Annotated in this window: 8 protein-coding genes and 1 pseudogene; 3 read left to right on the top strand and 6 right to left on the bottom strand. The window is 69.7% G+C overall.

Features of this window, described 5'->3' with window-relative positions; translation table 11 throughout:
• From VJ693_RS06990 to VJ693_RS06980, 3 genes are all read right to left on the bottom strand, one after another.
• A partial coding sequence (locus VJ693_RS06990) for a hypothetical protein (protein ID WP_324152795.1) occupies positions 1-538 on the bottom strand: 538 nt, incomplete at its 3' end.
• Positions 539-1,629: 1,091 nt separating this feature from the next.
• A complete protein-coding gene (locus tag VJ693_RS06985) occupies positions 1,630-1,953 on the bottom strand; it encodes a hypothetical protein (RefSeq protein ID WP_324152794.1) in 324 nt (107 codons plus the stop codon).
• Between the two features lie 102 nt (positions 1,954-2,055).
• Complete coding sequence (locus VJ693_RS06980) at positions 2,056-2,364, bottom strand: hypothetical protein (protein ID WP_324152793.1); 309 nt, start codon at positions 2,362-2,364, stop codon at positions 2,056-2,058.
• 260 nt (positions 2,365-2,624) lie between these two features.
• On the opposite strand from VJ693_RS06980, the pseudogene VJ693_RS06975 reads away from it, so the two are divergent.
• Positions 2,625-3,626: pseudogene (locus tag VJ693_RS06975) on the top strand (integron integrase); the annotation flags it as partial.
• Between the two features lie 167 nt (positions 3,627-3,793).
• Positions 3,794-7,426, top strand: a complete 3,633-nt coding sequence (locus VJ693_RS06970) for an error-prone DNA polymerase (RefSeq protein WP_324152792.1) — start codon at positions 3,794-3,796, stop codon at positions 7,424-7,426.
• 113 nt (positions 7,427-7,539) lie between these two features.
• On the opposite strand, the gene VJ693_RS06965 is transcribed toward VJ693_RS06970, so the two are convergent.
• Genes VJ693_RS06965 through VJ693_RS06955 form a run of 3 tightly spaced genes read right to left on the bottom strand, consistent with a single transcriptional unit; the run spans position 7,540 to position 11,692 of the window.
• Positions 7,540-8,874: a HupE/UreJ family protein gene (locus tag VJ693_RS06965; protein ID WP_324152791.1), complete on the bottom strand. Its 1,335-nt coding sequence runs from the start codon at positions 8,872-8,874 to the stop codon at positions 7,540-7,542.
• Positions 8,871-10,088 (bottom strand): hypothetical protein, encoded by a 1,218-nt coding sequence (locus tag VJ693_RS06960; protein WP_324152790.1) that lies wholly within the window; start codon positions 10,086-10,088, stop codon positions 8,871-8,873. The genes VJ693_RS06965 and VJ693_RS06960 overlap by 4 nt, the downstream gene beginning before the upstream one ends.
• Positions 10,089-10,144: 56 nt before the next feature.
• A complete protein-coding gene (locus VJ693_RS06955) occupies positions 10,145-11,692 on the bottom strand; it encodes a DUF4331 domain-containing protein (protein ID WP_324152789.1) in 1,548 nt (515 codons plus the stop codon).
• Between the two features lie 196 nt (positions 11,693-11,888).
• On the opposite strand from VJ693_RS06955, the gene ypfH reads away from it, so the two are divergent.
• Positions 11,889-12,407 (top strand): esterase (ypfH, locus tag VJ693_RS06950; RefSeq protein WP_324152788.1); only part of this gene is annotated, 519 nt, incomplete at its 3' end.

Below are 12,407 nucleotides of genomic sequence, written 5' to 3'. Positions count from 1 at the left end.
GCTGCTTCATTGCCGTAAAGGCAGTACTGTACGGGTGATAGTCATGGGCGCGTAGACCCGCCATGGCCGAATAGAACTCAGACCAAAGCGCGAACAATCGGTGGTGGCGCCGATTGAGCGCTTGCGCGATCTCGACGACCTTTGGCTGGCCCAATGTGTCGGCGTTCGCGTAGGCGAACGCTCCAATGAGCATCGTCTTGATTTCCGACCCGTCATCGAACTCTCGTGACAGCTCGGCGGCCAGTTGTTGAAGAGAGAAGCTGATCCGATCTCTCGACTCTTGAACGAAGCTCTGGTCGAACGTGTGGCGGTTCATACTCGCCTGAAGCTGTACTTGGGCTACCAGAACAGCGAGTGTCAGGAGAGTAAGAATGGGCGTATAGATCCCTGACATGGCTGAGCCCATCTCAGACCAGCGTGAGTGGTCGTGGCTCAATTCGGTCCCGAAGGTCCACACGTACACGGCTATCGGGGTTAGCAGGGCGACGATGACTAGGAGCGTGACGGGCCAGGCTTTGTGGAAGCGCTTTGTGGACATGGCTCCTCCCCTCCCAAAAGAGGCCTAACGTTCGACGTAAGGGGCGGCTTGCGGCTTGCCGCAAGACGTCCCCTTGACGGAGGGGTTAGGCCGCACCTTTGTTATTGGCAAAGAGAAGCTGGACTGGCATCTCAGTACAGAGGGTGCTTGAAGAGGACTTCGATCTCTACGGCGACTTCGTTTGACTTGCAGCCAAAGTCCTTCGGAGACGCGGAAGCGGACGATCGAAAGAGCTCATGGCGGCCCAACTCTACGTTCAAGGAGCGTAGGTGATGAACTACCGCGTACTCCAGATCTTGCCGAACCAGCCGTTCGGATTCTGTCTTGTTTCAGTCCGACTGAAGTTGATATTGAAGTTTCGGGTGGGCCATACGTCCGGGAGGTTACAGCAACCGAGGCAGCCAGCCTCTGCAACTTCTCTTGCGTCATCGGTGTAAGCCAGCCCCCCTTTGGTGCAAGACACAACAACAACGAGTGAGACACCTTCGCGTGGCCCGGAAGGGCGAATGCGAGTGCGAGTAGACCCGTTGCGGATAGCGAGCGCGCGGACGGCATGCTGGACCTGAGCGTTTGTGTGAGGCCTAACGTTCGAGGTAAGGGGCGGCTTGCGGCTTGCCGCAAGACGTCCCCTTGACGGAGGGGTTAGCCCGCTGCGCTCTCACTGAGCCGCCCATGAGTGGAGTTTGCCACCCGTTGCTCGCCGTGACTACGGTGGCAGCGATGACGCGCGGACCTTGGCAGGAAACTGGCCGGCACCTGGACGAGGCGAGATGCCCTGGCCTTGGTCACTTGCCGCCTCATTGAGGCACCCGGCAACGAGAGCGCTGAATTGACCACGGCTGGTTCGACGCGACAACCGTAGCTCGAACGAAACCTATTGCGCCAAGGTTGACCAGCGCGTGTATCGGCTCCAAGCGGAACTGCCACGGATGGAGCAGCGCACCAAGCGGACACGGACAGATGCTTCAGCTGCGGGCTAACGTTCGACGTAAGGGGCGGCTTGCGGCTTGCCGCAAGACGTCCCCTTGACGGAGGGGTTAGGCGTCGGTCCGTGAACGACAGCCCGACAGGGACGGCTTGACCGCCCGGCCTTAGCTCGCTTGGTTGAAGAAGACATAGGCAGAGCTGTTGTCGGAATCGCGATAGAGATGGAAGCCGAGAACCTGCCTCCAACCGTTTGGACCACCTAGCAGTTCTAGAACGGCTGGCGCGGCTTCGGAAACGTGCAGCTCCTGGACCTTGAATGCCAGGCGATGCTTCAGAAGGTGCTCGTAGATTGCACCAATGAACCGCTCCAGCGCGAGGGGCGCCGGCTTGGCATCGCCGAATCGGAACGCGATGACTGCCCACTCGACGAGCTGCTCAGCAGAGCGAATCTCGCGGTGATTCAGGTCTATCAGATGCGGGGTGGCCATGTTTGACGCCTAACGTGTTTTAGACATCATGCCCCATCTCCATTCCTGGATGTTCATATCCAGGGATGGGTATGAAGGCTTTGGAGGCGTGTGCATAGGTAGTTATTCTGACGCCTTGCGCCGGTTGCGGATGAGGCCGAGCTGGATGGCGGCGCGGCGGGGCATGCGCCAGGTCTTCTGGACTTCGTCCCACTCGGCGCCCAGCGCGATGGCTTGGCGGCGGGTGGTGCTGTCGTCATAGCGGATGTTGACGCGCACCAGTGGTTGGCGGCGGGCGGGGCGCTGGTCGATGACGAGTTCGACGGTCGTGAAGCGCGTTTGGCCCGTGTCGCTTTCGCGGTAGCGCACGCAGACCAGCGCGGGGCCATACCGCCGCTGCAGTGCGCGGGTGCCGGGTTGGCCGGGCTTCATTCGCTTGATGACCTGCGCAGTGTCGACGACGAAGGCGGCTGCCGGCGGTTGGCCGGCACCGGATGCACCGTCGTCGCGATGACGGTGGTTCTCCTGGCGTTCTCGCCTGGAGCCGGCGTTGGATGGCGCTGGATGCGAGGCTGCATGCGGCGGCGGCCGGGGTGGGAAGGTGGGGCGTCTGGGGTGGCTTGCCATGATGAAATCCTAGCGCGATACTGTATATAAATACAGCCATGGCTGGTCATCATCCGCCTGTCACCATGACCTCTACGCTTGCAGGCGGCGGGCCCGTGCCGCCGCCGACCCTGCGCCTGCTCGACCAACTGCGCGAGCACATCCGCTATCGCCACTACAGTCTGCGCACCGAGGAGGCTTATGTGCATTGGGTGCGGGCCTTCATCCGCTTTCATGGCTTGCAACATCCGCGTGAGCTGGGCCAGGCCGAGATCGAGTCGTTTCTGACCTGGCTGGCTGCCGAGCGGCAGGTGTCGGCGTCGACCCACAAGCAGGCGCTGTCGGCCTTGCTGTTCCTCTACCAGAACGTGCTGGGCTACAAGGATCTGCCCTGGATGGCCGAGCTGGGCCGGCCCAAGCGGCAGGTGCGGTTGCCGGTGGTGTTGACGCATGCCGAGGTGTCGCGCCTGCTCGCTGCCTTGCCGGAGGAGCATCGCCTCGTCGGGCGCCTGCTCTACGGCACGGGCATGCGGCTGCTCGAAGGTTTGCGGCTGCGGGTGAAGGATGTGGATTTCGCGCGGCGGGTCATCATCGTGCGCGATGGCAAGGGCGGCAAGGATCGTGTCGTGATGCTGCCCGCCGCGCTGGAGGGGCCGCTGAGGGCCCAGTTGCGCGTCGCGGGGGAATTGCATCGCGCCGACCGCGAAGCGGGCGTGGCCGGTGTTCACTTGCCGCATGCGCTGGCACGAAAGTACGCACGGGCGGCCGAGTCCTGGCCCTGGTTCTGGGCCTTTCCGCAGAGCAGCGTTTCGCGCGACCCGCGGGCAGGTGGCGAGCGCCGCCGCCACCATGTGCAGGACCAGGCGTTCCAGCGTGCCTTCAAGCGTGCGCTGCTCGAGGCGCGCATCGCCAAGCCGGCCACGCCGCACACGCTGCGCCATTCGTTCGCCACCCATCTGTTGCAGGCCGGGGTGGACATCCGCACCGTGCAGGAGCTGCTCGGCCATTCGGATGTCAGCACCACGATGATCTACACCCACGTGCTGCGGCTGGGCAGCAGTGGGGTGCGCAGCCCGCTGGACGACCTGGTGTCCGAGTTCACCCCCGAGGCGCGGCCGACAGGGCGCAGCCTGGGCGCAGGTGAGCCGCCGGCGGCCTATGGTGCGCTGACCGGTCTTCCCTGCGTTGACAACGAGGCCCGTGACGATGAAGCCGATGCCACTGATGATGATGACGACGACGACGAGTCTTGGCCATGTCACCCGACGATGACGACGACGACAGCAACAGCGAAGATGACGATGGCGACGACGACGATGCTCGCGATGATCGCCGCCCGGGTGGCGCCCGCCGCAGCGCCCCGGGCGCGCGTGCCGGTTTGCCCGACTACGCCGAGCTTCACTGCCGCAGCAATTTCAGCTTCCTGACCGGTGCCTCGCAGCCGGGCGAGCTGGTGCGGCGTGCCCACGCACGCGGCTACCGCGCGCTCGCGTTGACCGACGAATGTTCCCTCGCTGGGGTGGTGCGGGCGTACGAAGCCGTGCTCGAACTGGCGAAGGAACAGCAGGAGCCCTCCTTCCGGCTGATCATCGGCGCCGAGATGCGGCTGGCGCCCGTACCCGTGCCACCGGCCGCATCGGTATCGGCGTGCGCCTTGGCGTCTCGGGCTGCCCCACCGTTGCTGCACCCCCACCGCCCCTCGGGCGACGGCGCGCGGCTGGTGCTGCTGGCCGAGAGCCGGCGCGGCTATCGCAACCTGTCGCAGTGGATCACCGTGGCGCGGCGGCGCGCGCCCAAGGGGGAGTACCTGGCCTATGCCGGCGACCTCGAGGGCAAGGTGCCGAGCGCGCCGGGGCTGGCGGGCCTGGGCGGCTGCCTGGCCCTGCTGGTGGTCGATGGCCCGGTCGAGGCCGATGGCACCGTGCTGCCGCCGCGCTTCGACACCTTGTTCGCGCAGGCGACCTGGCTCAAGACCTGGTTCGGTGCCGACCGTTGCGGCCTCGCGCTGGCCCTGCGCCACCGCCGCTTCGACGAGGAGCGTATCGCCATCGCCCGGCGTGTGGCCGCGCTGAGCGGGCTGCCCATCGTTGCCACCGGCGACGTGCTGATGCACAGCCGTTCGCGCAAGCCCCTGCAGGACGTGCTCGCGGCCACGCGCCACCGCTGCACGGTGGCCGTGGCCGGCGCGCGGCTGGAGTCGAACGGCGAGGCGCACCTGCGCTCGCGCCAGCGCCTGGCCGAGCTGTACGAGCCGGCCTGGCTCGCGGCCTCGGCCGAGTGGGCGTCGCGCTGCGGCTTCTCGCTCGGCGAGCTGGCCTACGAGTACCCGCGCGAGATCGTGCCCGAGGGCCACACGCCGGCCACCTGGCTGCGCGCGCTGACCGAGCAGGGCCTGCAGCAGCGCTACGGTGACAAGGGCCGCCCCGAGCCGGCCCATGTGCGCCGGCAGGTCGAGCACGAGCTGGCGTTGATCGCCCGGCTGCGCTACGAGCCTTACTTCCTGACGGTGGCGGATGTCGTCTGCTGGGCCCGATCCCAGGGCATCTTGTGCCAGGGCCGTGGCAGCGCGGCCAACTCGGTCGTCTGCTATGCGCTGCACGTCACCGAAGTGGACCCCGATCTCGGCAACCTGCTGTTCGAGCGCTTCATCAGCGCCGAGCGCAACGAGCCGCCCGACATCGACATCGATTTCGAGCACCAGCGCCGCGAAGAGGTCATCCAGTACATCTACCGCAAGTACGGCCGCCATCGCGCGGCGTTGACCGGTGTGGTCATCAGCTACCGCGGCCGCTCGGCGCTGCGCGACGTGGGCCGCGCGCTGGGCTTCGACCTCGACCGCGTCGAGGCCGTGACCAAGCAGCAGCCCTGGTGGGACGACCACCCCGGCCGCTTCGACCCTGAAAGCTCGGGGAACGATGGGCCGCTCCCGAGTTCTCCGAACCCCCTCGGGGGGCGGGCCGGGCTCCGCCCGGACCTGGGGGCTCGTTTTCGCGAGCACGGCTTCGACCCCGACGCACCGCTGGTCCGCCTGTGGGCCGAGCTGGCCGCCCAGCTGCGCGGCTTTCCGCGCCACCTGAGCCAGCACCCCGGCGGTTTCGTCATCGCGCGCGACGACGTGTCCGAGCTGGTGCCGGTGGAGAACGCGGCGATGGAGGACCGCACCGTCATCCAGTGGGACAAGGACGACCTGGACACCTTGAAGCTGCTCAAGGTCGACATCCTCGCGCTCGGCATGCTCAGCGCCATCCGCCGCGCGCTGGCCTGGGTGCAGCACAAGGGCGACCCGGCGATCGCCAGCCTGTCCCGATCACCCGGCCGCCGCCTCGAGATGGACGACCTGCCGAAGGAGGATCCCGCCGTCTACGGCATGCTCTGCACGGCCGATGCGATCGGCGTGTTCCAGGTCGAGAGCCGGGCCCAGCTCAGCATGCTGCCGCGCTTGCAGCCCAGGAAGTTCTACGACCTGGTGATCGAGGTCGCGATCGTGCGCCCCGGGCCCATCCAGGGCGGCATGGTCCACCCCTACCTCAAGCGCCGCAGCGGCATCGAGCCGGTGGTCTACCCGAGTGCCGAGGTCGAGCGTGCGCTCGAGCGCACGCTGGGCGTGCCGATCTTCCAGGAGCAGGTGATGCAGCTGGCGATCCTGGCGGCTGATTTCACGCCCGGCGAGGCCGACCAGCTGCGCCGCGCGATGGCGGCCTGGAAGCGCAAGGGCGGCCTCGGCCCCTTCGAGCAGCGCCTGGTCGGCCGCATGGTCGAGAAAGGCTACCCGCGTGAGTACGCCGAATCGATCTTCCACCAGATCGAGGGTTTCGGCGAATACGGTTTCCCGGAGAGCCACGCGGCCAGCTTCGCGCTGCTGGTCTACGTGAGCGCGTGGATCAAGCGCCACCACCCCGACGCCTTCCTCGTCGGGCTGCTGAACAGCCAGCCGATGGGCTTCTACGCGCCGGCGCAGCTGGTGCGCGATGCGCGCGCGCACGGCGTGGTCGTGCGGCCGATCGACGTGACCTGCAGCGTGTGGGATTCGACGTTGGAAGCGCAGCAGGGCACGGGCGTCGGCGAGGATGAGGCGCCGGCGGCGCCGCAAGAGCGGCCGCCCATCCACCCCCACGCCCCGCCACCGCACACGCTTCGCCCGGTGCGCCTGGGTTTCAACCGCCTCGCCGGCTTTCGCGAAGACGCGGCCGAGCGCATCGTCGCCGCGCGCGCCGAGGCCCCGTTCACCGGCGTCGAAGACCTGGCCCGCCGCGCCGGGCTCGATGCCCACGCGCTGCGCCTGCTGGCCGATGCCGATGCGCTGGCCGCGCTGGCCGGCCACCGGCGCGAGGCGGCCTGGGCGGTGGCCGGCGTCGAGACCCGCCTGGCCCACCAGGCCGCGGTGCTGCGCGCCACCCGCACCTGCGAGCCCGAGCCGCCGCGGCTCGAGGCGCCGAGCGCCGGCGCCGCGCTGCTGGCCGACTACCGCCGCACCGGGCTGTCGCTCGCCGCCCACCCGCTGGCGCTGCTGCGCCTGCGCCTGGCCGAGTTCCGCGTGCGCACCTCGGCCGAGCTGCAGGGCTTTCGCGACGGTCAGCTCGCTCGTGCCAGCGGCCTGGTCACCCACCGCCAGCGGCCGCAGACCGCCAAGGGCGTGATCTTCGTGACGCTGGAGGACGAGACCGGCCCGGTCAACGTGATCGTCTGGCCGCAGGTGGCCGAGGCGCAACGCAGCGCGCTGCTGGCCTCGCGCCTGCTCACCGTCTACGGCATCTGGCAGCGCCAGGGCGAGGTGCGGCACCTGGTGGCCAAGCGGCTGGTCGACCACAGCGCCTTGCTGCAGACGCTGGGTGACGACGTGCCGCCGGATCAACGCGCGCTGAAGATCAACAGCCGGGACTTTCGCTAGAAAGGCGCTCCGAAGGAGTCGCCGCCCATCAGGTGGCGTGCGCGGATCCGGCTTCGCCGGTCCGCTGCGCGAGCCCCCTCGGGGGGCAGGCCCCAGGAGGGGGCGTGGGGGCCTCATGTCGTGATCAGCGCAACATCGAAGGCCCGCTCGGTGAACCACAGCGCCGCGACCAGCGCGATCGCCGCCGAGCCGCCGCCCAGCACCACGCGGCGGTAGAACCGCGTCTCGCGTGCCCACCAGGCCAGTGGCAGCGCCAGCGCCACGATGCCGAGCTGCCCCAGCTCGACGCCGAGGTTGAAGCCCACGAGCGATCGCGCCAGCGCCGCTGGATCGAGCCCCAGCTCCTTCAGCGCGCCGGCAAACCCGAAGCCGTGGACGAGGCCGAAGGTGAAGGCGAGCTGCCAGCGCTCGGCCGCTCCGAAGCGGCAGCTCACCCGCTTGGCGGGTGGCGCCGGTACTCCGGCGCCGGGTGCCCCAGGTAGCCAGCGCTCGGCCGCTCCGAAGCGGCAGCTCACCCGCTTGGCGGGTGGCGCCGGCACTCCGGCGCCGGGTGCCCCAGGTGGCCAACGAACGCCAGGGAGGAAACGCTTCAGGTTGTCGATCGCCGCCAACACCACGCTGGCGGCGATCAGCGATTCAACGAGGCGCGTGGGCGGGTCCGCATAACCCAGCGTCGCGAGCGCCAGCGTGATCGAGTGCGCCACCGTGAAGGCGGTGACGACCTTGGCGACCTGCACCAGCGCCTCGGTCCAGCGCCTTGCGGCCGCATCGGCGGCGGGGCCCACGACCGCCGGGAGCATCAGCGCCAGCAGGAACAGCACATGGTCGGTGCCGATCAGGATGTGGTGCACGCCTTCGGCGACGAAACCGGCGAATCCGGCGGCCGGCGTGGCGGCCGGGGCCGCGGCGCCTGCGCCGGCCATCAGCACCGGGCCCGCGCCGGGCGCCAGCACCGCCGTGGTCGCTGCGGCCCGCGCGCCGGCACGCCATTGCAGCAGGCCGCGGTGCGAGGCGTCGCTGTCGGCAAACAGCCGGTAGTCCACGCGCAGGCCGCCGGCGCCGGCGTCGGCCGCGCACTGCCACCGCCGTTCGAGCACCGCGTAGGTGCCGTCGGCATGGGTGTCGATGCGCGGCGCGGCGAGGGCGCCCGGCGTGCAGGCGCTGCCGTCGGCTGCGGCCAGGCGCAGGGTGGCGTCGACCAGCGTCTCGATCTGCGGCCAGGCCCCGCGCAACTCGCCCCAGGTGATCTGGCCGTCGTCGTCGGCATCCAGCGGCAGCACGCGGTCGAGATCCCGCAAGGCGATGTCCCAGCGCTGTTGAACGACGGGGCCCTCGGCGCTGAGGTTCAGCGTCGCATTGCTCGGCGCATGGGCGCGTGCCGGCTCCGGGGCCAGCCACAGCCCGGCCAGCGCGGCCACGGCTGTGAGGGTGAGGCGGCCGGATCTCATGAGGGGTCTCCCGAGCGGCGGCTCGCGCGCTTGGGGGTGATCCGCGGTGGCCAGCGTGCGTCACTGAAGCCCTGCTCGCGCGCCCAGCGGCGCACCGGCTCGCCGGCTTCGGGGCGGCCGGCGGCCTCGGCGGCGCGCAGCAGCAGCAGGGCATCGGCTGGCTCGCGCTGCCAGGCCCAGTTCGTCTCGGCCAGCGCCAAGGACGCGTCGGGGTCGCCCTGCAGTTCCAGGGCGAAGAGCGCCTGTTCGCGCGCATGGCTGCGGTCGCCGCGGGCCAGCGCGGCATCGAAGCTCGCCTGCAGCCGGGCCTGCAGCGGCTCGAGTTCGGCATTCGCCTTCGGTGAGCCGGCTGCCAACTGCCGCAGCGCGATCGCACGGCGCAGCAGCAGCGCGTCCGCCCCCTCGTAGCCTCGCAGCAGCCGCTCGGCCTCGGCCGGGCGGTGCCGCTCGAGCAGCCAGTCGGCCCGGGCGGCCAGCGCGTAGAGGCTGGGCGCGTCACCGGCGGTCGCCGCAGCGAACAGCGCCCCGGCGCGGGCCCGGCCGCTGCGCGCCGCGAGCTCGGCGCGCAGCAGCGCAAGCCACGCGTCGTCACTCCCGCCCAGCGCGGCGAGCGCCGCGTCGGCCCGCCGCTCGTTCAGCCGGCCCTGCAACTGGCCCAGCTCGGCCAGGCAGGCGCGGGCCGGCACCTGCACCGCCATGCCGAGTGCGGCATAGCCCGCGCCGGCCAGGTGCTCGCAACCTTCGCGCGCTTCGGCGTAGCGGCCCTGCACCTGGTGGATCGACGCACGGGTCAGCTCGGCCTGGGCGCGCAGACCGATTGCCGGCTCGGCGAGCAGCCTATCCAGGTCGGCCAGCGCCCCGGCAAAGTCGTGCTGGCCCTGGCGGATGGTGGCGCGCAACAGCCGCACCGGTGCCGGTGCCTGCGGGTCGGCCCACCACCGCGCCAGCGCCGCCTGCGCCCGGCCCCAGTCGCGCGGGTCGCCACTGCGCCGAGCCTGCTCGATCGACTGGCGCGCGAGCGTCAACGAACGATGCAGGTCGGCCACGGCCGACGGCACGGCCACGGACACCCGGCGTGGCCCGGCACCCGGCAGGCGTGACGGCAGGCGTTCGATGACCTCATGGTCGTCGGTTGGCGCGCGAGGGGTGGCGCTTGCGGCCGATGGCCAGATCATGATGGCCATCACGGCCAGGGCAGGCAGGGGAGACAGCATGGTGTGGGCCTTGGCAGGGGGGGCAGGCTGCGGTACCCCGCAGCCGGGGGCACCAGCTACTGCGCGCCAGGGGTCGGCGTGTTGAGGTACGGGAAGCCCGGCAGGAAGGGCGTCACGGCCTGGTCGACGGCGTCGTGCAGGTTGTAGGCGGTGGTGCCCAGCGGCACGGCCTTGGGCTTGCACTTCGTGCCCAGGCCCAGCGCGTTGCCGTTGCCGTTGGCCATGCACAGACCGCCCATCATCGCGACCAGCGAGATGTCGACCACGTCGTCCTTGGGGCGGCGGCCGTTGGGGTAGCCCGCCAGGTCGTTGCCGCCGGCCAGGATGTTGCCGAGCACGCCGAGCCGGTTCTGCTGCGCGAACGGCACCGGCGGGATGCTGGTGTTCAGGCGCAGCATTTCCGAGGCCACCACGTTCGCCGGCTGGTTCACGCCGGGCAGGCCGGTCAGGAAGGTCGTCGTCAGGTCGGTGCGAGGGTAGTTGGTCGGCGCGCTGTTGGGCAGGGGCAGGGCGATCTCGAGCAGCTTGGGCAGGGTGGGGTGGCTCACGTAGGTCAGGAACTGGCCGTCGGCCTCGGGCTTGGAGGCGTTGAACTTGTCCTTGTCCTTCAGGCCGATGACGACCTCGTTGACCAGCGGCATGCCCAGGCGCGACACCTGCACCCAGTCACCGGTGCTCCTGTCGACCTTGTTCAGACCCGAGCGCGGCGTGGCGTCGATGTTGTGGGTCTGGCGCACGCTGGCGGTGGTCCAGCCGCCGATGACCGGCTCGCTGCCCTGCGTCAGGCAGCTGATCGGGATCTCCAGCGCCATGGTCGTGACGTTGGCGTCGCCGATGGTGTTGGGAAACAGGCCGATCTTCGTCGGGTCGGTGATCACCTCGATCGGCGCGTTGACCAGGTCGAAGATCACGCCGAGGTTGACCGCGAAACCCTCGGCCCGCTGGCCGACGAACATCTTGCCCGGCGCGGCGCAACCGGGGATGTTGATGTTGTAGGTGTGCTTGGCCGCGTAGCCCGCATAGTCGGCGATCGTCTTGGTGCCGATGTTGTCGACCGGCTTGTCGAACACGGCCGAGCCGGTGTCGGCGTTGGTGATCGTCCAGGGCTCGCCCTTGCGGCGGTCGCCCTTCATCATGATCACGCCGAAGGTCTGCGCGACGTTGAGGTTCGCGTCGTTGACGTTGGCCACCGGGCCGGCCTGGATCAGCGGGATCGCGACGCTCTTCTTGCCCGCGGGCAGCTCGATGCCCTTGCCGCCGTTGGCCAGCGTGTTGGTGAAGCGGAACTGGAAGGTGAGGTCCTCCTTCGCATCGCCGTTGTTGTCGATGTGGATCTCGTACAGCGCGTTCTGATCCATGTTGAAGTAGTTCGGACCGCCGTACGCGTCCTGCAGCGGCTGGTAGTTGGCGATCAGCGTCACGTAGTTCGAGCGGCCGGTCTCGTAGCTGCGGAACAGGTAGAAGTCGGTGCCGTCGACCTTGGGGCTGGTGGTGATGAAGGGCGCTTCGCGGTGGCTGGAGGCGAAGCCCGGTGTGGCGATGGCGGCCAGCGCCGCGGCGGCGGCGAGCGGGGCCAGCCGCGTGAGCAGGGCAGTGCGGTTCATGCGATGTCTCCTGAAGGGGTGAGGGCGGCGCCGGCGCGGTGGCGCTGGCGTGACCCTGCTTACGCGCCGCCCGGACGCAGCGGATGCAGCCGCGTGAACAAACCCCGCGCGGCGCTGGGTGGGCTGCATCCGCGGCCGGGGCGGGCGCGTATGACCGCGGTTGGCCTGATCCGAGCCGCCGCGCGACAATCCGCCCATGGCGTCCGACCCCCAGGTTCTTCAATGGCTGCCGGCGCAAGGCCGGCCCGAGCAGCTGATGCTGGTGCTTCACGGCGTGGGCGACAGCTCGGCCGGCATGGTGCCGCTGGCCGAGGCGCTGCGGCGCGCGTTTCCGCAGGCGGCCGTGCTCGCGCCGGACGGCTTCGAGCCCTTCGACGGCGACCCGCTGGGCCTGCTCGGTGGCCGGCAATGGTTTTCGCTGCAGGGCATCGACGACATGAACCGCGCCGGCCGCGCCCTTGCCGTGCTGCCGCGCCTGGCGGCCTTCGTGCGCGGCGCGCAGCAATCGACCGGGGTCGGCCCGGCGGCGACCGCGCTGGTGGGTTTTTCGCAGGGCGCGATCTGTGCCCTCGAACTGGCCCAGGCCGAAGACGGGCTGGCCGGCCGGGTGCTGGCCTTCGCCGGGCGCTACGGCACGCTGCCCGAGCGCGCGCTGCGGCACACGACGCTGCACTTCTTCCACGGCAGCGACGACGAGGTGATCCCGGCCCAGCAC

Origin of the sequence: Ideonella sp., from assembly GCF_035254525.1 — a bacterium.
Taxonomy (GTDB): Bacteria; Pseudomonadota; Gammaproteobacteria; order Burkholderiales; family Burkholderiaceae_C; genus Ideonella.
This window is presented reverse-complemented; position numbering and strand designations above follow the sequence as displayed.

What these genes read in the sequence shown, in the direction of transcription:
- VJ693_RS06965 (WP_324152791.1), bottom strand. Translation starts at nt 8,874, where the DNA reads ATGAGATCCGGCCGCCTCACCCTCACAGCCGTGGCCGCGCTGGCCGGG.
- VJ693_RS06955 (WP_324152789.1), bottom strand. Translation starts at nt 11,692, where the DNA reads ATGAACCGCACTGCCCTGCTCACGCGGCTGGCCCCGCTCGCCGCCGCC.
- VJ693_RS06970 (WP_324152792.1), top strand. Translation starts at nt 3,794, where the DNA reads ATGTCACCCGACGATGACGACGACGACAGCAACAGCGAAGATGACGAT.
- VJ693_RS06960 (WP_324152790.1), bottom strand. Translation starts at nt 10,088, where the DNA reads ATGCTGTCTCCCCTGCCTGCCCTGGCCGTGATGGCCATCATGATCTGG.
- VJ693_RS06980 (WP_324152793.1), bottom strand. Translation starts at nt 2,364, where the DNA reads ATGAAGCCCGGCCAACCCGGCACCCGCGCACTGCAGCGGCGGTATGGC.
- VJ693_RS06985 (WP_324152794.1), bottom strand. Translation starts at nt 1,953, where the DNA reads ATGGCCACCCCGCATCTGATAGACCTGAATCACCGCGAGATTCGCTCT.